The organism is Pseudochrobactrum asaccharolyticum (assembly GCF_003314995.1).
In the GTDB taxonomy this organism is placed as follows: Bacteria; Pseudomonadota; Alphaproteobacteria; order Rhizobiales; family Rhizobiaceae; genus Pseudochrobactrum; species Pseudochrobactrum asaccharolyticum.
Window position 1 is genome coordinate 732120 of sequence record NZ_QNRH01000002.1, and the last position, 23245, is coordinate 755364.

20 protein-coding genes are annotated in these 23245 nt (G+C 50.9%); 5 read left to right on the forward strand and 15 right to left on the reverse strand.

The window, feature by feature from the left end:
- Nucleotides 1–75: 75 nt before the first annotated feature.
- Entirely contained in the window at nucleotides 76–1236 is a 1161-nt protein-coding gene (locus tag DFR47_RS07870) for a CobW family GTP-binding protein (RefSeq protein ID WP_113943798.1), read from the forward strand.
- Between the two features lie 5 nt (nucleotides 1237–1241).
- On the opposite strand, the gene DFR47_RS07875 is transcribed toward DFR47_RS07870, so the two are convergent.
- The 15 genes from DFR47_RS07875 to DFR47_RS07945 form a co-directional block, all read right to left on the reverse strand.
- Nucleotides 1242–1478 (reverse strand): sulfurtransferase TusA family protein, encoded by a 237-nt coding sequence (locus DFR47_RS07875; RefSeq protein WP_113943799.1) that lies wholly within the window; start codon nucleotides 1476–1478, stop codon nucleotides 1242–1244.
- Nucleotides 1478–2695: a L,D-transpeptidase family protein gene (locus DFR47_RS07880; RefSeq protein ID WP_113943800.1), complete on the reverse strand. Its 1218-nt coding sequence runs from the start codon at nucleotides 2693–2695 to the stop codon at nucleotides 1478–1480. Before DFR47_RS07880 ends, DFR47_RS07875 begins: the two co-directional genes overlap by 1 nt.
- Before the next feature lie 241 nt (nucleotides 2696–2936).
- Entirely contained in the window at nucleotides 2937–3890 is a 954-nt protein-coding gene (locus DFR47_RS07885; protein WP_113943801.1) for an acetyl-CoA carboxylase carboxyltransferase subunit alpha, read from the reverse strand.
- Nucleotides 3891–4119: 229 nt separating this feature from the next.
- Nucleotides 4120–5067 carry a site-specific tyrosine recombinase XerD gene (xerD, locus tag DFR47_RS07890; protein WP_113943802.1) on the reverse strand — a complete coding sequence of 316 codons (948 nt, stop codon included), beginning with the start codon at nucleotides 5065–5067 and terminating at the stop codon, nucleotides 4120–4122.
- Nucleotides 5057–5311: a hypothetical protein gene (locus tag DFR47_RS21990; protein WP_210207271.1), complete on the reverse strand. Its 255-nt coding sequence runs from the start codon at nucleotides 5309–5311 to the stop codon at nucleotides 5057–5059. Before DFR47_RS21990 ends, xerD begins: the two co-directional genes overlap by 11 nt.
- A 124-nt stretch (nucleotides 5312–5435) precedes the next feature.
- Complete coding sequence (gene lpdA, locus DFR47_RS07900; RefSeq protein WP_113943803.1) at nucleotides 5436–6842, reverse strand: dihydrolipoyl dehydrogenase; 1407 nt, start codon at nucleotides 6840–6842, stop codon at nucleotides 5436–5438.
- 70 nt (nucleotides 6843–6912) lie between these two features.
- Nucleotides 6913–7440, reverse strand: a complete 528-nt coding sequence (locus tag DFR47_RS07905; protein ID WP_374788355.1) for a hypothetical protein — start codon at nucleotides 7438–7440, stop codon at nucleotides 6913–6915.
- Between the two features lie 69 nt (nucleotides 7441–7509).
- Nucleotides 7510–8169, reverse strand: a complete 660-nt coding sequence (locus DFR47_RS07910) for a LysE family translocator (protein ID WP_113943999.1) — start codon at nucleotides 8167–8169, stop codon at nucleotides 7510–7512.
- Nucleotides 8170–8320: 151 nt separating this feature from the next.
- Nucleotides 8321–9562 (reverse strand): 2-oxoglutarate dehydrogenase complex dihydrolipoyllysine-residue succinyltransferase, encoded by a 1242-nt coding sequence (gene odhB, locus DFR47_RS07915; RefSeq protein ID WP_113943805.1) that lies wholly within the window; start codon nucleotides 9560–9562, stop codon nucleotides 8321–8323.
- A 106-nt stretch (nucleotides 9563–9668) separates the two neighbouring features.
- Nucleotides 9669–12665, reverse strand: a complete 2997-nt coding sequence (locus DFR47_RS07920) for a 2-oxoglutarate dehydrogenase E1 component (RefSeq protein WP_113943806.1) — start codon at nucleotides 12663–12665, stop codon at nucleotides 9669–9671.
- Nucleotides 12666–12916: 251 nt separating this feature from the next.
- The gene (sucD, locus tag DFR47_RS07925) at nucleotides 12917–13819 is read right to left on the reverse strand and encodes a succinate--CoA ligase subunit alpha (RefSeq protein ID WP_113943807.1); all 903 of its coding nucleotides are present in this window, start codon (nucleotides 13817–13819) and stop codon (nucleotides 12917–12919) included.
- A 3-nt stretch (nucleotides 13820–13822) separates the two neighbouring features.
- Nucleotides 13823–15019: an ADP-forming succinate--CoA ligase subunit beta gene (gene sucC / locus DFR47_RS07930; protein ID WP_113943808.1), complete on the reverse strand. Its 1197-nt coding sequence runs from the start codon at nucleotides 15017–15019 to the stop codon at nucleotides 13823–13825.
- Nucleotides 15020–15173: 154 nt separating this feature from the next.
- Nucleotides 15174–16136, reverse strand: coding sequence for a malate dehydrogenase (mdh, locus tag DFR47_RS07935; protein ID WP_113943809.1), 963 nt, complete (start codon nucleotides 16134–16136; stop codon nucleotides 15174–15176).
- Nucleotides 16137–16585: 449 nt separating this feature from the next.
- On the reverse strand, nucleotides 16586–17770 hold the full coding sequence (gene zapE, locus DFR47_RS07940; protein ID WP_113943810.1) for a cell division protein ZapE: 1185 nt from the start codon (nucleotides 17768–17770) through the stop codon (nucleotides 16586–16588).
- Nucleotides 17771–17865: 95 nt separating this feature from the next.
- Entirely contained in the window at nucleotides 17866–18408 is a 543-nt protein-coding gene (locus DFR47_RS07945; protein WP_113943811.1) for a protease inhibitor Inh/omp19 family protein, read from the reverse strand.
- A 537-nt stretch (nucleotides 18409–18945) separates the two neighbouring features.
- Here DFR47_RS07945 and dapF point away from each other — a divergent pair.
- The 4 genes from dapF to DFR47_RS07965 are packed head-to-tail and all read left to right on the forward strand — an operon-like array spanning nucleotide 18946 to nucleotide 23237.
- Nucleotides 18946–19830: a diaminopimelate epimerase gene (gene dapF / locus DFR47_RS07950; protein WP_113943812.1), complete on the forward strand. Its 885-nt coding sequence runs from the start codon at nucleotides 18946–18948 to the stop codon at nucleotides 19828–19830.
- 2 nt (nucleotides 19831–19832) lie between these two features.
- Entirely contained in the window at nucleotides 19833–21113 is a 1281-nt protein-coding gene (gene mtaB / locus DFR47_RS07955) for a tRNA (N(6)-L-threonylcarbamoyladenosine(37)-C(2))-methylthiotransferase MtaB (protein ID WP_113943813.1), read from the forward strand.
- A gap of 31 nt (nucleotides 21114–21144) precedes the next feature.
- Nucleotides 21145–22566, forward strand: coding sequence for a signal recognition particle-docking protein FtsY (gene ftsY / locus DFR47_RS07960; RefSeq protein ID WP_113943814.1), 1422 nt, complete (start codon nucleotides 21145–21147; stop codon nucleotides 22564–22566).
- Entirely contained in the window at nucleotides 22563–23237 is a 675-nt protein-coding gene (locus DFR47_RS07965; protein ID WP_113943815.1) for a septation protein A, read from the forward strand. Before ftsY ends, DFR47_RS07965 begins: the two co-directional genes overlap by 4 nt.
- The last annotated feature ends 8 nt before the right edge of the window (nucleotides 23238–23245 follow it).

The window sequence follows — 23245 nt, forward strand, 5'->3', positions numbered from 1 at the left end:
AGAAATCAGCCCAACGGGCTGATTTCTTTATAGTGACGTTTCGTAATTTTACCGGAAATACTTTAAAGGCCTGACATGTCTTTCAAACCAATCAGCGTTTCTGTGCTTACAGGTTTTCTGGGTGCAGGAAAAACGACCTTGCTCAACCGGCTGCTGAAAGATCCTGCTCTGCAGGACACCGCAGTCATCATCAATGAATTTGGTGATGTGAGCATTGACCATCTGCTTGTTGAACAGGCTGCTGACGGAGTGATCCAGCTGGCGGATGGTTGTCTGTGCTGCACCGTCCGCGGTGAGCTGGTCGATACGCTGGCGGATTTGATTGAGCGCGTGCAGATGGGCAAGATCAATGAACTTCAGCGTATTGTGATTGAGACAACAGGTCTGGCTGATCCGGTACCGGTCTTACAGGCGCTGATGGGGCATCCGGTGCTGATGCAGGTTCTGAAGCTGGATGGTGTGATTACTGCCGTTGACGCTGTGAATGGTATGGCAACACTCCATGCGCATATTGAAGCTGTTAAACAGGTTGCTGTTGCCGACCGGATTACCATCACCAAATCTGATCTTGCGGATGCAGAGCAGCTTACTGCTTTGAAAGCACGGATCAGAGCGATCAATCCGGCTGCGGAAATTTATGATGTAGTGGCTGACGAGATTGGTTACGCATCTCTGTTTGATTGCGGCCTGTATAATCCGGCCGGTAAAACACCGGATGTGCAGAACTGGCTGAAAGCCGACAGCTATGATGATCATCACGATGATCATATTTGTGAAGTTCACGGCGCCGGTTGTTCGGGGCATCATCATGATGATCATGGACATCACTACCATCATCACCATGATACTGCGATCCGCTCTTTCTCACTGAAGCATGATGCGCCGGTACCGTTTTCGGCGATTGAGATGTTTCTGGATTTGCTGCGCTCGACCCATGGCGATAAATTGCTGCGTATGAAGGGCATTATTGCTGTTGCTGAAGATCCTGAGCGCCCGCTGATTATCCATGGTGTTCAGCAGATTTTGCATCCGCCGGTACGCCTGAAAAGCTGGCCGCAGGAACTGCAGGACAGCAAATATCAGACGCGTCTGGTTCTGATTACCAAAGATCTGGATGAGACCTATATACGCGATCTGTTCGATGCGTTTTTAGGCAAGCCGCGCATTGATCAGGCGGATGCTCAGGCACTGACTGATAATCCGCTGGCAATACCGGGCTTTTCTATGAAGAGCTGATAGCTCTAGCCTTTTTGTATCAGAAAATGAAAGATGCGCCCTTCGCTCTGCTGCTCCAGCAGAGTGTGCCCTTCGGATTGGCAAAAATGGGCAATATCAAGCGGTGAAAGCGGATCAGTGGTTTCAATTCTGATCACAGCACCGGCTTGTAAATCTTGTAGTTTTTTACGGGTTTTCAAAACAGGTAAGGGGCATTGCAGCCCCTTAAAATCGTAAAATATTGCCGTTTCAGACGTGATCATTATTGACCGGTCATTCTGTTCCAGAGAGATTTCTTCTCCGGTGACGGTACAACCGGCAGTGCCTGAGGTGTCGTTTCAGCAGCAACAGGGTTGCTTGCAGGTACCGGCAGCGACGCAGTTACATTCTGGTCAAGTTCCGGCTGGGCTGCAACCGGAGCTGTTGTTGCAACAGTTGTCGTTGCCGGAGCAGGGGTCTGCGCAATCGCGGTCGGTGCTGCTGTATCCGGTGCACCCGGTGTTTCTGACGATGCAGGGCTCAGTGATGGCGGTGTGCGTGATACTTTCTCACCACGTGCACGACGTGCACTCCAGTCAGAGACCAGCTTCGCTTCCTGAATTCCCATAATTGATGGTGCAAGATTTTTCTTGGACGACTTGTTTAAAGCAGTCGAGAAAGCTGCATCATAGGTCTTCTGATAGCTGGAATAGGCAGACTGGATTGAATCCGGCTGAGACATTGGCGGGCAGGCGGCAGAAGCCGAAATTCCCTGCTGTCCCGGGAAATTCTGGTTAAAGACGTAGCGCTTGCCGCAAACATCAACTTTTGGCGGCACTTTGGTAATTTCAAACTGGTCATAGCCTTCTTTCAGCATGATCCAGAATTCATAATTCGGATCGCTCTTATAGCGTGCCATATTCGCTGCGGTCATACGGAACGGGAAAGCCTGAACCTGAAAATCGCGCTGGCCGCCTTTAAAGGCATCACGACCGAAAGCATAAATCTCGGACATGCTTTCATCTGTCATGGAATAACAACCGGCTGATGAGCAGGCACCATGAACCATCAGATGCTGACCGGTGCGGCCATGTGCACGGTCATAGGCATTCGGAAAGCCGAGATTGAAAGACAGATAATATTGCGAGTTCGGGTTCATCTGCGCGGCAGAAACTGAATAGAAACCTTCCGGCGCCTGACGGTCACCTTCAACAAATTTTGGACCCAGCTTGCCCGACCATTTGCAGATTTCATAGGAGGCAACCATGTCATAACGACCATTGGTTTTCTGCTTCCAGACCTCCAGCACGCCTTCTTCCTTGAAGATACGCGCCATAACCGGCGAGGTTTTGTTCATGCCCTTGGCTTTGATTTTAGCTAGAACTTTGGAAGGCAGCTCACGTTCAGCCTTGGCTTCAACACCATCAAAAACAGAGCCCTGACAACCGGCAAGAGCGACGGTTGCGATCAGTGAAGCAAAAATTGCAGTTCTGAGTTTCATAAGGTTCACCGGCAGAAATACGTAAGAGTTAGACCAAAATATCCTGAAATAGCAAAAAGGCAAATTTTTAGCCGCAATCAGTTTGTCCCGCATTATCGGTCAGTATGATTGATAAAGTGTTATAAACTTGGGTCAGGACAATATTTACAACAGAACGCCGGTTTTGACTATAGAGCCGAAAAGACAAAGGCCGCGCTGATAGCGCGGCCTGTATCTTAAACAGTCAAACAAGTGCCGGTAATCAGAGATTACGACCCATTGCCAGATATTTCTGACGGCGTTCCTGTTTGAGGGTTTCACCGTCAATACCTTCAAGTGATTTCAGTGCTGTAGCAATGACATCACCGGCAGCATCAATAATCGCGTTTTTGCCGCGATGGGCGCCACCCAGAGGCTCAGGAATAATATTGTCGATGATTTTCAGCTCAAGCAAATCCTGCGCAGTAATACGCATATTGGTGGCTGCATCTTTCGCACGGGTCGAATCACGCCACAGAATGGACGCTGCACCTTCCGGCGAAATCACCGAATAAATTGCATGTTCCAGCATATAAACGCGGTTGGCGACGGCGATCGCAATCGCACCACCCGAACCGCCTTCACCAATCACAACAGTGATAACCGGAACGCGCAGTTTCAGGCTCATTTCTAATGAGCGGGCAATAGCTTCTGCCTGACCGCGCTCTTCCGCACTCACACCCGGATAGGCACCGGCTGTATCTACGAATGTAATAAGCGGCAGTTTGAAACGGTCTGCCAGTTCCATGATGCGGATGGCTTTACGATAGCCTTCCGGACGCGGGGAACCGAAATTATGCTTCAGACGGGTCTTGGTATCGTTACCTTTTTCCTGTCCGAGAATAGCAACAGCTTGACCATTAAAGCGGGCAAAGCCAGCCTGAATAGCCTGATCTTCCGCAAAATTGCGGTCACCGGCCAGCGGTGTGAATTCTGTAAACAGCTGATTTACATAATCCAGGCAATGCGGGCGATCCGGATGGCGGGCGATCTGAACCTTCTGCCAAGGTGTAAGCTTACGATAAATATCTTTGAGCGCATCGCTAGAGCGCTTTTCAAGCCGCCGTATCTCGTCACTCATCTCAACGCTGCCGCTTTCCTGCGCCAGTTTTTTCAATTCGAGAATCTGACCATCGAGATCTGCGACGGGTTTTTCAAAATCAAGGTAATTATACATATGACCTGACTATTACGCTCCGGAGACTAAATCAGTTTTCCTAATTTCATAATTAGAAAAACTGATCTATCTTTTTTTGGTGCAGCGCCGGACAGCGGTTTCCGCTTTTGCCTTTGCTGCTTTAAATCCGCCAGACCAAAAGGCCCTTCAGACGGTTTCATTCTTCTTATATAGATTGTCTGGCAGAAATTTCTATCTGCCGAATATGTTTCTCTTAAACTTCATAGCGTCAATCGGCAAGCGGATGATGCGTTGCAACAAGCTGATGAAGCCTTTCTTCCAGCACATGGGTATAAATTTGTGTCGTAGAAATGTCCGAATGGCCCAATAATTGCTGAACTGCACGCAAATCTGCACCATTTTGCAAAAGATGGCTGGCAAAAGCATGACGCAGCACATGGGGAGAAACGGCAGCGGCTGAAATTCCCGCACGGGCGGCAAGGGACTTCAAATCGCGGGCAAAGATCTGACGTGCCAGAAATCCAGTTTCCGAGCGGGCAGGAAACAGCCAAGGGCTATTCTGCCATTCAGGTACCCTGTCGCGTAAACTGACGTAAACCTGCAGGACATTTTGCGCTTTTACAGATAGCGGCACCATGCGTTCTTTGGCACCTTTACCGCGCACCAGCAGAAAGCGCTGATTGCTGCGGATGGTTTTCTCAGGAAGGCCTACAAGCTCGGTGACACGCATACCAGTGGCATAGAGCAGCTCCAGAAGCGCATGGAGGCGCACGGCGTTGAAATAGCCGCTCATATCTTCTTGTGCCGAGAGTTTAAGATCGGCTTCCGCTTCAGCCTGTGCCAGCAGCTTTGAAACCGTGTCTTCGCTCATGATTTTTGGCAAAGCCTGCTTTTTCTTCGGCGCATCAATGATGCCTGTCGGATCATCTGTGCGCATGCCTTCTGTATAGAGAAAGCGATAGAACTGGCGCAGTGAAGAAAGGCGGCGTGCCTGTGACGTGGAGGCGAAGCCCTGAATATTCATGTCATCAAGGCAGGCTTTAATATCTGCAGATGAGGCTGTAAGCAGTCTAATTTTGCGATCTGCCAAAAATTGTGCTGCTGTTTCCAGATCACGGCGATAGGATTCCAGCGTATTTTCAGCGGCACCGCGTTCTGCACTCATCATTTCCAGAAATGAGTCGATTGCAGCTTCTGTCGCGTAATTATTCTGCATCTTCAGCCTCCGGCTCTCCGTCTGTATAGGGCGATGGTATCGGCGCAGGGCTGACAGGACCTGTGTCGCGCGGTTGTTGCAGCATTTTATGCGCAGGCACACGAACCGTAATCTCTGAAGTCACCGGACTAACAGTTTTAACAAGAACCAGCATCAGCCCGTAAATACAGGCGGCGATAACAGCCAGCAGAATGATCAGTCGGGTGAGGGTCGGCATAAAGGCAGCAGTGCTTTCATTTTTCATGGTGCGTGAGCCTATTGTGCCCTGATATTCTCAATAAAGCCTAACCAAATTCGATCTGAAAAAGAAAAGGCCCGGTAAAACCGGGCCTCGTATTTTGTGTAATTCGCAGATTACATATGACCAATTACATATGAATCGGCTTGTCGTAAGTGGCCATTGCCGATTCACGAACAGCTTCCGACATGGTCGGATGTGCGTGGCAGGTACGAGCCAGATCTTCGGAAGAACCGCCAAACTCCATCAGAACGGTCAGTTCGTGGATCATTTCACCGGCATTGTAGCCGAGGATATGTGCGCCGAGAACTTTGTCGGTTGCTTTATCAGCCAGAATTTTCACAAAACCGTCTGTGTGCTGCATTGCACGTGCACGGCCATTGGCTGTGAACGGGAATTTGCCGACTTTATATTCAATACCGGCAGCTTTCAGTTCTTCTTCAGTTTTACCAACAGAAGCGACTTCCGGCTGGGTGTAAACAACGCTCGGGATCACATCAAAATTGACGTGGCCTTTCTGGCCGGCGATGATTTCTGCAACCGCAACGCCTTCATCTTCCGCTTTATGCGCAAGCATCGGGCCTTTTACCACGTCGCCGATTGCATAAATGCCGGCAACATTGGTCTGCCAATGATCGTTGATCGCAACGCGGCCGCGTTCATCAAGAGCAACACCGGCTTCCGCCAGACCCAGACCATCTGTGTAAGGACGACGACCGGTTGAGATCAGCACAGCATCGGCTTCAAGGGTAACAGCATCGCCGCCCTTAACAGGTTCGAAAGTAACCTTGGCGCCAGTGCCGGATTTTTCAACAGCAGTCACTTTGGCGCTGAGTTTGAAATCCATGCCTTGTTTGGCCAGCATACGCTGGAACTGCTTGGAAACTTCGCCGTCCATGCCGCCGAGAATTTTGTCGAGATATTCAACAACAGTCACTTTTGAGCCCAGACGCGACCATACGGAACCGAGTTCCAGACCGATAACACCGCCGCCGACAACAATCATGTTCTCAGGCACTTTGGTGAATTCCAGTGCACCGGTTGAAGAAACGATGATTTTCTCATCAATATCAACCTGAACACCTGGAATACCGGCAACATCAGAACCGGTAGCGATGATGATGTTTTTGGTTTCGAGTTCTTTGACAGAACCATCTTCAGCTGTAACCGACACTTTGCCTGCAGCAACAACTTTACCAAAACCGGTGAAAGCTTCGATCTTGTTCTTTTTGAACAGGAATTCAACGCCTGTGGTGTTGGCTTTTACAGTCGCAACTTTATGACCCTGCATTTTCTCGAGGTTCAGCTTTGGCGCGCTAACTTCAACGCCGAGTGCGTCAAAGGAATGACCGGCTTCAGCAAAAACTTCCGAAGCGTGCAGCAATGCTTTCGAAGGAATACAGCCGACATTGAGGCAGGTACCGCCAAAAGTGCTGCGCTTTTCAACAACTGCCACTTTCAGACCGAGCTGTGCAGCTTTGATTGCTGCAACATAGCCGCCAGGGCCGGTACCGATGACTACGACATCGTAAGACATTGCTTTATCCTTTTAACTCTTTTTAAGTCCGCTCAGGCAGGGGATTTCTGCATGAGGGAGAGGCTAACTTTTATTCTTCGGGTGTGCAGGCTTTAAAACGAAACACATCCCAGTTCAGCGGCTCGGCTGGTTTGACCTCACCAAAATCATAGCTGTCCAGCATGCTGACAAAATCCGGCAGAAGAATAGCAGCTGCAGCCGGTTCGTCATTGCGGGGCAGAAACTCTGCATCTGCGCCATCTTTAAGGGCATATACTACGCCCTGCCAGATCGTGCAGTCATCAATTTCATCTTCAGCAGCATCATCACCCGCACAATTATAAGTGATCATGGCTGTGGGACGCGTTGCGCCCTCTGTCCATTGCACGGTACCCTGTAATTTAAATTCAGGTTTTTCATTGGCAATGATCGTAAAACTGTTAGCGGACTGCTCATCCTCTTTTTGTACAGGGCTGAAAGTCAGCGTATAATTCTGGTTCTTGTCAGAATAGCTGGCGCGGTTCTGCATACAGGCTGCCGAAGCAACCGCTGTTGCAGTCAGCAGAATTGTGCAGCTTGCGAGACAGGCAAAAGTCTTTTTCAAAATGACTGTTCTGATAAGCATTGTTCCCTCACCGGGCTTTAAAAGTCTGATTTACACCATTGGCCTGAAGCACAATGTGTTGTTTTAATGGGCTTGTTGGCTCGCAAGCTTAATGCCCAGGCCGATAAATACCATACCGGTCACACGATTAAACCATGCGCCCAAAGCAAAAAAGCGTTTACGCACCGGTTCCAGCGTGAAGAACAGCGTTACAATCGCAAACCAGCCGATCACGACGATGGCGATCAACAAGCCATAAATGCCCTGTATGGCAGCTGGTGTTTCATGGCTGACAAGGGATGAGAACAGGGAAAGAAAGAACAAAACGGCTTTCGGGTTCAGCGCATTGGTGATGAAGCCCATCGTGAAGCAACGCTTTGCGGAAATTGCCATTTGCTGTGGTTTTGCTGCTTCGCCGTCTGTCTGAATGATTTTCTCTGCATCGGCTGCATTGAGCGGTTTTTCGCGCAGCGCCTTGATGCCAAGATAAAACAAATAGGCAGCACCGGCCCATTTAATCAGCGAGAACAAAAACAGGGATTGGGAAACGATCAGGCCGATGCCGAGGATCGTATAGGAGATGTGGAACATCAACGATGCGCCGATGCCCAGACTGGTAATAAAGGCTGCACGGCGGCCATGCACAATGCTCTGGCGCACAATCAGTGCGAAATCCGCACCGGGCGCAACGAGCAGGATCACGAATACCGCCATCAGACCGGTAAATTCGATCACATACTGCATGAAAGGCTCCGTGATTTTGGCGCACATCCCGAAAACCATCAGACAGTTTTCACAATCAAAATGTGCATTATAAAAAGAGAGAGCCGGATGGCTCAGAAATTATGCAGATGAAAAGAGCGCTGTTTTAAAAACAGCGCTCCTTGTCAGTTTATTACAGGTCGAGAACCAGACGTTCCGGATCTTCCAGGCTGTCCTTCACGCGAACGAGGAAGGTAACAGCTTCTTTGCCGTCAACGATACGGTGATCGTAGGACAGAGCCAGATACATCATTGGACGGATAACGATCTGACCGCCGACAACAACCGGACGTTCCTGAATTTTGTGCATGCCGAGAATACCGGACTGCGGTGCGTTCAGGATCGGGGAAGACATCAGGGAACCGTATACACCACCGTTGGAGATGGTGAAGGTGCCGCCCTGCATATCAGCCATGGAAAGCTGACCGTCACGGGCTGCACGGCCGAGACGACCGATTTCTTTTTCGATTTCCGCAATCGACATCTGGTCAGCATCACGAACAACAGGAACCACGAGGCCCTTGTCAGTACCGACTGCAACGCCGACATGCGCAAAGTTCTTGTAGATGATGTCTGTGCCGTCGATTTCGGCATTAACAGCAGGAATTTCTTTCAGAGCATGGGTTACAGCTTTGGTGAAGAAACCCATGAAGCCGAGCTTAACGCCGTGCTTTTTCTCGAAGATGTCTTTGTAGCGCGAACGCAGATCCATAACAGCCGACATGTCGACTTCGTTATAGGTGGTCAGCATTGCTGCAGTGTTCTGAGCATCTTTCAGACGACGTGCAATGGTCTGACGCAGACGGGTCATTTTCACGCGTTCTTCGCGTGGTGCATCGCTGGCAGGCGACGCCGGACGAGCGGCAGCAGCAGGTGCGGCGGCTGCCGGTGTTGTGCCTTTTGCAAGAGCTGCAAGAACATCGCCTTTGAGAACCTGACCACGTTTGCCGGAACCGTCAACCTGATCATTGTTCAGACCGGCTTCAGCCATCAGCTTGGCAGCTGCCGGCGCCGCAGGCATGGAAGAAGAAGCTGCGGCTGGTATGGAAGAAGCGGTTGCAGCAGGAGCAGCAGCGGCTACAGGTGCAGCGGCTGGCGCAGCAGCAACAGGTTTGGCTTGAGGGGCGCTCGCTGCACCCGATGCATCGATCTGACCGAGCAGAGCATCAAGACCAACATTGTCACCTTCCTGAGCGGTGATTTCTGTCAGAACGCCGGAAACTGGAGCCGGAACTTCAATAGAAACTTTGTCGGTTTCCAGCTCAACCAATGGTTCGTCAGCAACGATCGCATCGCCAACTTTTTTGAGCCATTTGCCGATGGTTGCCTCTGTAACGGATTCCCCAAGGGTGGGAACGCGGATTTCGGTGGCCATGGTTTTATCTTCCCTGGATCTTAATCTTGTCAAATGAAACAGCGCTGATGCGCTTCGAAATTCAGTTGACCCGCTGACGATAATCAGCGGGTCAGAAAATTAAATTTTAAGAACCGAGCGCATCTTCGAGGAAGGCTGCGAGCTGTTCAAGATGCTTGGACATCAGACCTGTTGCAGGCGATGCAGCAGCCGGACGGCCGGCATAGCGGGCACGCGGATATTTTGCATCAATATGCGCCAGAACCCACTCCAGATAAGGCTCGATGAACGACCATGCGCCCATATTCTTCGGCTCTTCCTGACACCAGACGATTTCTGCACCGCGGAAGCGGGACAGTTCGTTGATGAGAGCTTTTGCCGGGAACGGATAAAGCTGTTCAACGCGCAGCAGGTAGATATCGTCGATACCGCGTTTTTCGCGCTCTTCGTAAAGGTCGTAATAGACTTTACCGGAGCAGAGAACGACGCGACGGATCTTGGCATCTTTCTGCAGCTTGATCGGCTGATCCTTGAGATATTGTGCATCATCCCACAGCAGACGGTGGAACGTGCTGTCTCCGGACAGTTCGCTCAAAGAAGAAATTGCACGCTTGTGACGCAGCAAGGACTTCGGTGTCATCATGATCAGCGGCTTACGGAAGTCGCGTTTCATCTGACGGCGCAGAATGTGGAAGTAGTTTGCCGGTGTCGTAACGTTGGCAACCTGCATGTTATCTTCCGCGCAAAGCTGCAGATAACGTTCCAGACGTGCTGACGAATGCTCAGGACCCTGACCTTCATAGCCGTGCGGCAGAAGGCAAACGAGACCGGACATACGCAGCCATTTGCGCTCACCCGAAGAGATGAACTGGTCGAAAACAACCTGAGCACCGTTGGCGAAATCACCGAACTGAGCTTCCCACAGTACCAATGCACGCGGGTCGGTCAGCGAGTAACCATATTCGTAGCCAAGCACAGCTTCTTCAGAAAGCATCGAGTTGATAGCTTCGTAGATCGCCTGACCCTTTTGAAGATTATTCAGCGGGATATAGCGGCTCTGATTTTCCTGATCGTAAAGAACAGTGTGGCGCTGCGAGAATGTACCGCGTTCCACGTCCTGACCGGAGAAACGGATCGGATGACCTTCCAGAGAAAGGGAACCGAATGCCAGCGATTCAGCCGTTGCCCAGTCAATGCCTTCACCGCTGTCGATCATCTTCGAGCGATTGTCGAGGAAGCGCTGAATGGTACGGTGTACGTTGAAGCCTTCAGGAGTTTCGGATAGTTTTTTACCGATTTCCTTGAGTGTCTTCGCCGGTACGCCGGTTTTACCGCGACGCTGTTCATCAGCATTGTCAGCTGTGCGCAGACCTGCCCAAGCACCGTCCAGCCAGTCGGCTTTGTTCGGCTTGTAGTTCTGACCGGCTTCGAATTCTGTTTCCAGCTTATCGCGCCATTCAGCTTTCATCTGGTCGATGTCAGCCTGTGTCAAAAGACCTTCGCCAATCAGCTTGTCACTGTAGAGCTGTACAGTGGTTTTGTGCTTGCGAATTTCTTTGTACATCAAAGGCTGTGTGAACGCAGGCTCGTCGCCTTCGTTGTGACCAAAGCGGCGGTAGCAGAACATGTCTACAACAACCGGCTTATGGAAAGTCTGACGGAATTCGGTTGCAACTTTCGCAGCGAATACGACAGCTTCCGGATCGTCACCATTCACGTGGAAAATCGGAGCTTCAATCATTTTCGCTACATCCGATGGATATGGCGAAGAACGGGAGAAGGCCGGATTGGTGGTGAAACCGATCTGGTTATTGATGATGAAGTGAACTGTACCGGCAACGCGGTGACCGCGCAGACCCGACAGACCAAGACATTCCGCAACAACGCCCTGACCGGCAAATGCCGCATCACCATGCAGCAGCAGCGGCATGACTTTAGCGCGTTCAGTCAGTGGCACGATTTCATCACGGGTGCGGCCTGCCAGCAGATCCTGCTTGGCGCGGGCTTTACCCATAACAACCGGATTGACGATTTCGAGATGCGAAGGGTTTGCTGTCAGTGACAGGTGAACCGAATTACCATCGAATTCGCGATCCGAAGATGCGCCCAGATGGTATTTAACGTCGCCCGAACCTTCCACGTCATCCGGCGCATAGGAGCCGCCTTTGAACTCGTGGAAAATTGCGCGGTGTGGTTTACCCATAACCTGCGAAAGCACGTTCAGACGGCCACGGTGAGCCATACCGAAGATGATTTCTTTAACGCCCATGGAACCGCCGCGTTTGACGATCTGTTCAAGAGCAGGGATCAGTGCTTCACCGCCATCGAGACCAAAACGCTTGGTGCCTTTGTATTTCACGTCGATAAACTGTTCAAAGCCTTCAGCTTCGATCAGTTTGGACATGATGGCTTTCTTACCTTCCGGTGTGAAAGCAATGCTCTTATTGGCGCCTTCGATGCGCTCCTGAAGCCAGGCTTTTTCAGCCGGATCAGAAATGTGCATGAATTCAAAGCCGATTGTCGAGCAATAGGTGCGCTTGAGAATATCGAGCATTTCGCGAACGGTCGCATATTCGAGGCCGAGCACGTTGTCGATGAAGATTTTGCGGTCAAAATCTGCCGGTGTGAAACCGTAATTTTCCGGTGCCAGTTCGTTATGATCATTCGGCTTTTCGGAAAGACCGAGTGGATCAAGATTGGCATGCAGGTGACCACGCATGCGGTAAGCGCGGATCATCATGATCGCGCGAACGCTGTCGCGTGCTGCCTGTGTAATTTCTGCTTCGGTCAGAGCCGGTGCAGCAACAGCAGCTTTACCGCCTTTGCCTTTCAGCTTGTCCGAGATGTGCTTTTCAACTTCTGCCCAGTTGCCGTCGAGAGCATTGGTCAGCTCATCTTTTGGCGTAACAGGCCAGTTGCTCTTTTCCCAGGATGCACCGCGGGCATTTTCAAGCACATCCTGCCGGTTGTCACCGAGATTTGCGAAAAAATCACGCCATTCTGCATTAACCGAATTCGGATCGGTTTCATATGCAGCATAGAGCTCCTCAATATAGTCGGCATTGCCGCCATAGAGAAACGAGGTCAGGGCGAAAACGTCATTGGCTTCTTCTTGCCGTGCCATTGTCCTTGCCGGAGTATCCACTCCGTCTCCTTATACCGGCCATACCGGAAATTCTTCCGGTCCCGTTTTAAGTTACTGGTCTGTTGTCTCTGTATGGAAAAGTAGTGTTTTAAAACTGATTTCCAATAGAAACGGGCATAAGTTTCATTTTAATCACCCGGTTCGGGGCTGGCTGTGCCTTGGGCCATGAACAGGGCTTTTTAGAGGCAGTCGCTGATAGCGACTGCCAATATTGTCGGAGTTCCAAGGGATTAGCCTTTGAGAACCTCAACGAGTGTTTTGCCGAGCTGTGCAGGCGATGGGGAAACGCGGATACCGGCTTCTTCCATAGCTGCAATCTTGTCCTCAGCGCCGCCCTTGCCACCGGAGATAACAGCACCGGCGTGACCCATGGTGCGGCCTTCCGGAGCGGTACGACCGGCGATGAAGCCAACCATTGGCTTTGAACGGCCGCGCTTGGCTTCGTCTTTGAGGAACTGAGCTGCTTCTTCTTCAGCCGAACCACCGATTTCACCGATCATAACGATCGATTTGGTGTTGTCGTCTGCGAGGAACATTTCCAGCACGTCGATGAATTCTGTGCCTTTAACCGGATCGCCGCCGATACCAACAGCGGTTGTCTGGCCGAGACCTTCATTGGAGGTCTGGAACACAGCTTCATAGGTCAGTGTACCGGAACGGGAAACAACGCCAACCGAACCTTTTTTGAAGATGTTACCTGGCATAATGCCGATTTTGCATTCTTCAGGGGTCAGGATGCCCGGGCAGTTAGGACCGAGGAGACGTGATTTTGAACGTTCCAGACGCTCTTTCACACGAACCATGTCCATAACCGGAATACCTTCGGTGATGCAGACGATGAAGCCGACTTCAGCTTCAATGGCTTCGATGATGGCATCAGCTGCACCTGCAGGCGGAACGTAGATTACGGATGCGTCTGCACCGGTACGTTCTTTAGCTTCAGCAACAGTTGCAAAAATCGGCAGATTTTCGCCCTTGGAACCGGTCCAGGTTTCGCCGCCCTTTTTAGGGTGGATACCGCCAACCATCTGGGTGCCGTAATATGCAAGCGCCTGTTCGGTGTGGAAAGTACCTGTCTTACCGGTCAGACCCTGAACGAGAATCTTGGTGTCCTTGTTTACAAGAATAGACATGGATCAATTTCCCTTCACTGCAGCAACGATTTTCTGTGCTGCATCGTCGAGATCGTCAGCTGAAATAACATTCAGGCCGCTCTCGTTGATGATTTTCTTGCCAAGCTCAACATTGGTGCCTTCGAGACGAACCACCAGAGGAACTTTAAGGCCAACTTCTTTAACAGCTGCGATCACGCCTTCAGCGATAACGTCGCATTTCATGATGCCGCCGAAGATGTTCACGAGGATACCTTCAACAGCTGGATCAGCAGTGATGATCTTGAATGCAGCAGTTACTTTTTCTTTGGTAGCGCCGCCGCCAACATCGAGGAAGTTTGCCGGTTCTGCGCCGTAAAGCTTGATGATGTCCATGGTTGCCATAGCAAGGCCGGCACCATTGACCATGCAGCCGATGTTACCGTCGAGGGCAACATAAGCCAGATCATGCTTGGAAGCTTCGATTTCTTTTTCGTCTTCTTCCGACAGATCGCGCAGTTCCTGAATGTCAGGATGACGGAACAGAGCATTGCCGTCGAAGGACACTTTGGCATCCAGCACGCGTACACGACCATTGGTCATGACGATCAGTGGATTGATTTCCAGCAGGCTCATGTCTTTTTCAACAAAAGCTTTGTAGAGAACCGGGAACAGAGCGATTGCATCTGCGCGGGCTTCGCCTTCGAGCTTCAGAGCGTCTGCGAGCTTCGCATTGTCTTCATCGGTCACGCCTTTGGCAGGATCGATTGCAACATTGATGATCTTTTCCGGTGTTTCTTCCGCAACAGCTTCAATGTCCATGCCACCTTCGGTGGAGACAACGAATGCCGGACGGCCGTTGCTTCGGTCGATCAGCAGGGAGAGATACAGTTCACGGTCAATATCCGCACCATCTTCGATGTACAGACGGTTAACCTGCTTGCCGGCAGGGCCGGTCTGCTTGGTCACCAGAGTGTTGCCGAGCATTTCTTTAACGTTGGCAACAACTTCTTCGATGGATTTGGCTAGACGTACGCCACCTTTAGCATCGGCAGGCAGTTCTTTGAACTTACCTTTACCGCGGCCACCGGCGTGGATCTGGCTCTTGACCACATAAAGCGGGCCAGGAAGGGTCTTTGCCCATTCTTCAGCCTGTTCAGCGGAGTATACAGCCACGCCATTGGCAATCGGTGCGCCGTAGGAGTGGAGCAGGCGCTTAGCCTGATATTCATGAATGTTCATCTGGTTGTCCTTTGTAAGGCGCCCTGAAAACTGTGGTTTCAACTTGCGTTGATAGACAGGTTTCGTGATTTTTATATGAAGTTCCAGAGAGCAGTTCGGGGCCACTTTTGGGAAAAGCGCCCCGATACATCCCAGAACTTTAAATTACGGGTGCTTATTTCAGATTAGGTGCAATCGCGATGCAGGCGTCGCAAAGACCCTGAACTGCAGCAACTGATTTCTCAAATGCGGCCTGTTCTTCTTTGTCGAGCTGAATTTCGATGATTTGTTCTACGCCGTTCGCACCGATAATGGTTGGTACGCCGACATACATGTCTTTAACGCCGTACTGGCCGGTCAGGTGAGCGGCAACAGGCAGAACGCGGCGCTTATCCTTGAGGTAGGATTCTGCCATCTGGATAGCGGAAGCGGCTGGCGCATAGTAAGCCGAACCGGTTTTCAGCAGGCCGACGATTTCAGCACCACCGTCGCGGGTGCGCTGAATGATCTTGTCGAGTTTGTCCTGTGTGGTCCAGCCCATTTTGACCAGATCCGGCAGAGGAATACCGGCAACAGTCGAATAGCGGCTTGAAGGAACCATGGTATCGCCGTGACCGCCGAGAACGAATGCGGTGACGTCTTCAACGGAAACGTTGAATTCTTCAGCGAGGAAGTAACGGAAGCGGGCGCTATCAAGCACGCCAGCCATACCGACAACTTTGTTTGCTGGCAGACCGGAGAATTTCTGCAGAGCCCATACCATCGCATCGAGCGGGTTGGTGATGCAGATCACGAAAGCATCAGGTGCGTATTTGGCAATGCCGCTACCTACCTGTTCCATGACTTTCAGGTTGATGCCCAGCAGGTCATCACGGCTCATGCCTGGCTTGCGCGGTACACCGGCGGTTACGATAACAACGTCTGCGCCTTCGATGGCAGCATAGTCATTAGCGCCGGTGAACTTTGCGTCGAAACCGTCAACCGGTGAGGATTCAGCGATATCGAGGCCTTTGCCCTGCGGGGTACCTTCGGCGATATCGAACAACACAATGTCACCGAGCTCTTTGAGACCGGCCATATGGGCGAGCGTTCCGCCGATCATGCCTGAACCGATGAGAGCAATTTTATTGCGAGCCATGCTGGTTACTTCCCTGATCTAAAATCTAACTAAAACAGCTTAACCTCTGCTTGAGCTTTTCGTTCAGTTCTGCCCGCAGAGGCCATTACGCTGTATGGTCGATATGCCCGTTTTCAAAATAACTCAACTAATAAATTTGTATTTAATTATTTCAATCGTTTAGCTAAATAAGTTCTTACGTAAACGTAAATCATTTTTGACAAAAGCCGAATATTTCCCCCGTTTCATCTGGTGAAAACAGGAAGAGGAATTTTCCCGGATTTTTGTCCGCTTACAGCTGATTTTTGTTTATTCAGAATGGCTTACAGTCAGCCCGATTGCGGAATGCTTATTTGTTGAATCATAAGTGCTGTTATGATTCCCTTCACCGGCATAAATTAGGCCATGATCGTCACAAAATAGTGACGATCAGTGAATTTGGCCAATTGCACGCGGTTTTCATGCGTTCTTCAGGCGGTTACCCGCACTGCATCTGATTCATTTGTCTCAAATGCTTCCAGATATTCGGCACTTTGCATCTCGAAAAGACGTGATGCGGTACGGTCAAATTCAAATGCTTCTGTACCGCTTGAGGCGATATAGAGCTGGTCAGGAGAGGCAGCAGCGCTGATCACCGCACGGGCGCGATGGTCATAAAGTGTATCGACCAGCAGGATAAAGCGTTTGGCCTCATTGCGGCGGCTCAAATCAAGTACTGGCACATGATCAATAAACATGGTGCGGAAACGCGCCATGATTGCCAGATAATCGGCAGCAGCCAGCGGTTTGGCACAGAGCTCATCAAAAGTAACACGGACAGCATCACCAACAGTCCGGTTCAGCACAATCTTACGACCGCGAAAATCAATCGTAACCGATGTTTCCCTGCGGCCTTCAGTCAGAATCTTCCAGGCTTCATCCATCTTGGCATCACTCTCAGCACCAAGCGGCGTGAGATAGACCGGCTGGCGGTCGAGCTTTTCAAGACGGTAATCAGTTCGTGAATCCAGATTAATTACGTCTACGCGGGTTTTAAGAATACTGACAAACGGCATGAACAGCTGGCGGTTCAGCCCGTTCGGATAGAGATTATCCGGTGCCACATTGGAGGTTGCGATCAGCACCACACCGCGCTCAAAAAGCGCTGAGAACAGGCGGGAGAGGATCATGGCATCGGCAATATCGGTCACTGTGAATTCATCAAAACACAAGACCCATGCCTGCTGTGCCAGTGCTTCCGCAACCGGTGGAATCGGATCTTCCTGTTTGGTTTCACCGCGTTTCAAGGCTTGGCGATGGGCATTGATACGCTCATGAACATCAGCCATGAAATCATTGAAATGTGCGCGGCGTTTGCGTTCAACCGGCAGTAACTCAAAGAACATATCCATCAGCATGGTTTTGCCGCGACCGACTTCACCATGAATATATAAGCCCTTAATCGGCTCAGCTACTTTTTTGGATTTACCGAACAACCAGCCCAAAGCGCTGGATTTACGCGAAAGACGCTTGCTGCAAATGGCTTCAATCAAGGCATCAAAGCGCTTTGCAAGAATTTGCTGCTGCGGATCAGCTTCAATATCGCCGGCAGAAGCCAGAGAGTCGTAGCGTTCTGATACGGACGGATAGGCTTTCAGCGTTTCATTGAAAGACATGACAACCTCATTCGGGCTTATTCAGGCGCTGTTCTATAAATGAAAAGCCGCAGATTGTGTCTGCAGCTTTTATGATTTCGAAATGTCAGCAAATCTTAACGGGACAGGCTGATCGGCTGGCCGCCGGATGTCTGACCGTCAAAACGACCGTCAGCAGACGAATAAAGCGAAGCAACTGTGCCGCCATTTGCATCATAGAGAACCAGCTGTTTGCCGTTAACCGACCATGAGGACAGGTTGGCAAGCTCGCCCGGGCAACGCAGCGGACCCGCGCGATAACCCTGACCGAATTTGGTCTGCGGGGTTGCAACTTTACAGCTCTGACCGGCAAGCGAAGCATTCCACACACCGGCAACTTTGCCCGGTGTCAGGTCTACGGATGATGCAGGTGGCAGACTGGCAACCTGTGTATTGCCCTGCGGTTGCGCGTTCATATCATTCGGGTTTGCCGGAAACTGCGATGAGTTCACATCATTCAATGAACCGGACTGAACCGATGTCGTTGGTGCAGGACGCAAAGGAGCAGGCTGAGCCTGCGGGGGAGTGTTACTGGCCATATTGTCAAAGCGCGAACTCTGGCAGCCTGCGAGAATGGTGGCGGCTGCAAGTCCGAGCAGGCCAATCTTAGAAACTCCCATACCCATCTCCTTAATTATGGTGGTTTGTGACGGGAATCAGTGAAACAGTTCCGTCTTCAGGTCAATATTGAAGCACAATTCGGCGCAGTTTAGACCATTTTGGATTCAAAAGGAATTATTGAACAAATGGGAAATGAGCAGGATAGTGCAAATTTCTGGCTTCCGTCTCTCATTTTATGCCGGTGATTGCATAATAGTAGAGCGGAAAAACGTGGCCGAACAGGCTGTTTAAACAAATTATATATTAAAGGATAACCATATTTTGTCCTGTGGCCAAGGCTAGATCTGCCTCTGATGTTGGTTTTTTGAGACAAAAATGTATCACGGCTTTTTGAAACCGGCGGGCATATACTGGCAATTTGAGATAAGTTCCGCCATATAGAGCCTGTATCGCATCCGGAAAGTGCTTCACAGTTTTAAGGCGGTGCTTTAAGGCAAAACATCCGGGATGAACGTCATTTGCCGTTTTATACCGTATCAGGCTGTCTTTTCGCTTTGATCCGGTTCTTATTTAAATGTGAAACTATGTCTGTAGCTATGTCAGTCAATGCAGCTTTTGCCAAAATGAATGGCCTTGGCAATAAAATTATTGTGGCGGATATGCGTGGCCGGAGTGACCGGATCACGCCTGATGCCGCACGCGCATTGAATGCTGATGCTGAGACCGGCTTTGATCAGATCATGGCGATCCATGATCCGAAAACGGCGGGTACAGATTATTATATCCGCATTATTAATTGCGATGGCAGTGAAGCGCAGGCTTGCGGTAATGGTACCCGTTGTGTGGTGCAGGCGCTGGCTGCGGAGACCGGTAAATCGCAATTCACTTTTGAAACGCTGGCAGGCTTGCTGCTGGCAGAGGAATTGCCGGACGGGCAGATCCGTGTGGATATGGGCAAGCCGCATTTCGAATGGCAGGCAATCCCGCTGGCAGAAGAGTTTCGTGATACCCGTATGATCGAATTGCAGGTAGGGCCGATTGATGCACCGGTACTGCATTCGCCGTCTGTGGCGTCGATGGGCAATCCCCATGCAATTTTCTGGGTCGATCAGGATGTCTGGTCCTATGAGCTGGATAAATTCGGCCCATTGCTGGAAAATCATCCGATCTTTCCTGAAAAGGCAAATATTTCTATCGCGCAGGTCACGGCACAAGATGAGCTGACAATCCGCACCTGGGAGCGTGGTGTCGGATTGACGCGTGCTTGCGGCTCTGCTGCCTGCGCCGCTGGTGTATCGGCAGCGCGCACGCGCCGCACAGGGCGCAATGTAAAAGTCATTGTTCCGGGCGGGCTATTGCAGATCGACTGGCGCGATGATGATCATGTTTTAATGACAGGACCGGCTGAATGGGAGTTTTCGGGGCAGTTTGATCCGGCAACAGGTCTTTGGGCAAAAGACACAACAGCAGAAGGTGCCTGATTATGGCGGTTGAGGTTGTAACATTCGGCTGCCGGCTGAATACTTATGAATCCGAAGTGATGAAACGCGAAGCTGATGAGGCCGGTCTCGGCACATTGGAAAACGGCGCGATTATTTTCAATACATGTGCAGTTACGGCGGAAGCGGTGCGTCAGGCTCGTCAGGCGATCCGTAAGGCACGTCGTGATAATCCGGAAGCCCGTATTATCGTCACCGGTTGTGCAGCGCAGACGGGTGCTGATGATTTTGCCGCGATGGACGAGGTTGATCTGGTTCTCGGTAACGAAGAAAAACTGAAATCCAATTCCTACCGCATGTTACCGGACTTTGGTGTGAACCAGTTTGAGAAGGTTCGCGTCAACGACATTATGGAAGTGCGCGAAACCGCCAGCCATATGGTGGATGCGATTGAAGGCCGCGCCCGTGCTTTTGTGCAGGTGCAGAATGGCTGTGATCATCGCTGCACTTTCTGCATTATTCCTTATGGCCGTGGTAACTCCCGCTCTGTCCCGATGGGCGGCGTGGTTGAGCAGGTCAAAAGACTGGTCGGCAACGGCTATGCGGAAGTGGTGCTGACCGGCGTGGATATGACCTCCTACGGGCCTGATCTGCCGGGGAATTTGCGTCTTGGCAAACTGGTGAAAACCGTTTTATCTCAGGTGCCGGATTTGCAGCGTCTGCGTTTGTCCTCAATCGACTCAATCGAGGCGGATGAAGACCTGATGGAAGCTCTGGCCAATGAAAAACGTCTGATGCCGCATCTGCATCTCTCACTGCAGTCAGGGGATAATATGATCCTCAAGCGGATGAAACGCCGCCATTTACGTGATGACTCTATCCGTTTCTGTGAGGATGTGCGTAAACTTCGTCCGGATGCCGTATTTGGTGCGGATATTATCGCCGGTTTCCCGACCGAGACGGAAGAGATGTTCCAGAATTCTATCCGTATTGTCGAGGAATGCGGCCTCAGTCATCTGCATGTTTTCCCTTACAGTCCGCGCGAGGGCACGCCTGCCGCGCGCATGCCGCAATTGCGTCGTGAAGTGATTAAGGAACGGGCTGCCCGTCTGCGTGTTGCCGGTGATGCGGCTTATCGCTTGCATCTGGAAAATCTCAAAGGCACTGTGCAGAATATTCTCGTGGAGCGGGATGGTTTGGGCAGGACAGAGGGCTTTACGCTGACAGGGCTGAATACGGACGATCTGAGCGCGGGACAGATTGTCAGCCGCATGATCTCCGGTCATGATGGTGACAAGCTGCTGGCTGTTCCGCAAAATATCTAATTATCATTCGAAAATAAGAAGCGCTGTATTCATGGCTATGGGTTTTATAAAAAAGATTTTTTCTTTCGGCAAAAAGGAAGAGGCATCTTCCGCCCCGTCAGAGGAAGTCCTGTCGCCTTTAGCGGAAGAGGGCGCACCGGTTGCAGCAGAACATGCGCCTGTTGAGCCGCATCATGAGACTGTGCTGGAAAAGATCGAAGAGCTGCTTTCCCAGCCCGTGATTGCCGATCCCGCAACTATAGAGCTGAAACCGGTTTATGATACGCCGGAGCAGGATGAGACTGCTGACGCAGAAGAGCTGCAGGCGGAAGAGCCACCTCATGAAACGGTTCTGGAAAAAGTTGAAGAGCTGTTGTCGCAGCCTGTGATTGCTGATCCGGCAACTGTTGAACTGACACCGGATTTTCCTGAAACAGAACCAAAATTCACCGATGCAGATGTGGTTCCTGCGCCAAAGCCGTTGAAAGTGACTGTCAGCAAAGCGGTTGAAGCAAAACAGGAGCCGGTTGTTGTTGAAGCTGAGCCGGAAAAGAAACAGTCATGGTTCGAGCGGTTACGCAGCGGTTTATCGCGCTCGTCACAGCAGCTTGGTGATTCGATCGGTGGTATTTTCACCAAGCGTAAGCTGGATGAAGATACGTTGCAGGAACTGGAAGATGTGTTGATTCAGGCCGATCTTGGTCTGGAAACCGCGATGCGCATTACTGACAGCCTGTCATCCGGCCGCTATGGCAAAGATATTTCGACAGATGAAGTCCGCAGCATTATGCGCTCTGAAATCGAAAAAGTTCTGGTGCCGGTGGCAAAGCCTCTTGAGCTCGACCTGTCCCATAAACCACATGTCATTCTTGTGGTTGGCGTGAACGGTACAGGGAAAACGACAACAATCGGTAAGCTCGCGGCCAAACTCACCGCAGGCGGTTTGAAAGTGATGTTGGCTGCCGGTGATACATTCCGTGCGGCAGCGATTGAGCAATTGCATATCTGGGGTGAGCGTACCGGTTCACCGGTTGTGTCTTCCAAGCTTGGTGCCGATGCGGCAGGTCTTGCCTTTGATGCATGGCAACAGGCTAAAGATGCCGGCAGCGATGTGCTGATCATTGATACGGCCGGTCGTTTGCAAAACAAAGCCGAGTTGATGGAAGAGCTAGCTAAGATTGTGCGTGTGCTTGGCAAACATGATCCGGAAGCACCGCATACGGTGCTTCAGACACTGGATGCAACCACCGGTCAGAATGCGCTGAATCAGGTAGAGATTTTCAAGAATATTGCCGGTGTGAACGGCTTGGTGATGACCAAGCTCGATGGTTCCGCCCGTGGCGGTATTCTGGTGGCGATCGCCGCCAAACATAAATTGCCGGTCTATTTTGTAGGTGTCGGTGAACAGATTGATGATCTTGAGCCGTTTACAGCGCAGGATTTTGCCGGAGCAATTGCGGGAGAAGCACGATGAACGATCAGATTTTTGAACGCGACCCGTCTGACCCGCAGCGTAAAGAAGTTCCGCCACTGTTGAAGCTGGCTCTGGAACTGGGGCCTTTGCTGATCTTCTTCTTTGCCAATTCCCGTGGTGACTGGCTGGTTGAGCGTTTTCCGGTATTGGCACAGATCGGTCAGCCGATTTTTATCGCTACAGCCTTGTTTATGGCCGCCACAGTGATTGCGCTGGTCGTATCTTGGATCATGACACGCAGCCTGCCGATCATGCCGCTGGTTTCGGGGATTGTGGTGCTGGTTTTTGGCGCGCTGACCCTGTGGCTGCACAATGATACTTTCATAAAAATGAAACCAACCATCGTTAACAGCCTGTTTGGCGTGATTCTGCTCGGCGGATTGTTGTTTGGTAAAGCGCTTCTCGGCTATGTGTTTGATCAGGCTTTCAAACTGGATGCAGAAGGCTGGCGCAAGCTGACATTACGCTGGGGTTTGTTTTTCTTTGTGTTGGCAGCGATCAATGAAATTGTATGGCGGAACTTTTCCACCGATGCATGGGTTACCTTTAAGGTCTGGGGCGTGATGCCGCTGACCATTGCCTTTACAATGTTCCAGTTGCCGCTGATCAAAAAGCATTCTCTGGTACCGTGGGGTACGGAAGACGGCGCAACATCTGCGGATAAAAAATAAGCGGGAGC

What these genes read in the sequence shown, in the direction of transcription:
- DFR47_RS07880 (WP_113943800.1), bottom strand. Translation starts at nt 2,695, where the DNA reads ATGAAACTCAGAACTGCAATTTTTGCTTCACTGATCGCAACCGTCGCT.
- dapF (WP_113943812.1), top strand. Translation starts at nt 18,946, where the DNA reads ATGTCAGTCAATGCAGCTTTTGCCAAAATGAATGGCCTTGGCAATAAA.
- DFR47_RS07870 (WP_113943798.1), top strand. Translation starts at nt 76, where the DNA reads ATGTCTTTCAAACCAATCAGCGTTTCTGTGCTTACAGGTTTTCTGGGT.
- sucC (WP_113943808.1), bottom strand. Translation starts at nt 15,019, where the DNA reads ATGAACATTCATGAATATCAGGCTAAGCGCCTGCTCCACTCCTACGGC.
- DFR47_RS07885 (WP_113943801.1), bottom strand. Translation starts at nt 3,890, where the DNA reads ATGTATAATTACCTTGATTTTGAAAAACCCGTCGCAGATCTCGATGGT.
- DFR47_RS07945 (WP_113943811.1), bottom strand. Translation starts at nt 18,408, where the DNA reads ATGGGAGTTTCTAAGATTGGCCTGCTCGGACTTGCAGCCGCCACCATT.
- xerD (WP_113943802.1), bottom strand. Translation starts at nt 5,067, where the DNA reads ATGCAGAATAATTACGCGACAGAAGCTGCAATCGACTCATTTCTGGAA.
- DFR47_RS07965 (WP_113943815.1), top strand. Translation starts at nt 22,563, where the DNA reads ATGAACGATCAGATTTTTGAACGCGACCCGTCTGACCCGCAGCGTAAA.
- odhB (WP_113943805.1), bottom strand. Translation starts at nt 9,562, where the DNA reads ATGGCCACCGAAATCCGCGTTCCCACCCTTGGGGAATCCGTTACAGAG.
- DFR47_RS07910 (WP_113943999.1), bottom strand. Translation starts at nt 8,169, where the DNA reads ATGCAGTATGTGATCGAATTTACCGGTCTGATGGCGGTATTCGTGATC.
- sucD (WP_113943807.1), bottom strand. Translation starts at nt 13,819, where the DNA reads ATGTCTATTCTTGTAAACAAGGACACCAAGATTCTCGTTCAGGGTCTG.
- lpdA (WP_113943803.1), bottom strand. Translation starts at nt 6,842, where the DNA reads ATGTCTTACGATGTCGTAGTCATCGGTACCGGCCCTGGCGGCTATGTT.
- DFR47_RS07875 (WP_113943799.1), bottom strand. Translation starts at nt 1,478, where the DNA reads ATGATCACGTCTGAAACGGCAATATTTTACGATTTTAAGGGGCTGCAA.
- zapE (WP_113943810.1), bottom strand. Translation starts at nt 17,770, where the DNA reads ATGTCTTTCAATGAAACGCTGAAAGCCTATCCGTCCGTATCAGAACGC.
- ftsY (WP_113943814.1), top strand. Translation starts at nt 21,145, where the DNA reads ATGGCTATGGGTTTTATAAAAAAGATTTTTTCTTTCGGCAAAAAGGAA.
- DFR47_RS21990 (WP_210207271.1), bottom strand. Translation starts at nt 5,311, where the DNA reads ATGAAAAATGAAAGCACTGCTGCCTTTATGCCGACCCTCACCCGACTG.
- mtaB (WP_113943813.1), top strand. Translation starts at nt 19,833, where the DNA reads ATGGCGGTTGAGGTTGTAACATTCGGCTGCCGGCTGAATACTTATGAA.
- mdh (WP_113943809.1), bottom strand. Translation starts at nt 16,136, where the DNA reads ATGGCTCGCAATAAAATTGCTCTCATCGGTTCAGGCATGATCGGCGGA.
- DFR47_RS07920 (WP_113943806.1), bottom strand. Translation starts at nt 12,665, where the DNA reads ATGGCACGGCAAGAAGAAGCCAATGACGTTTTCGCCCTGACCTCGTTT.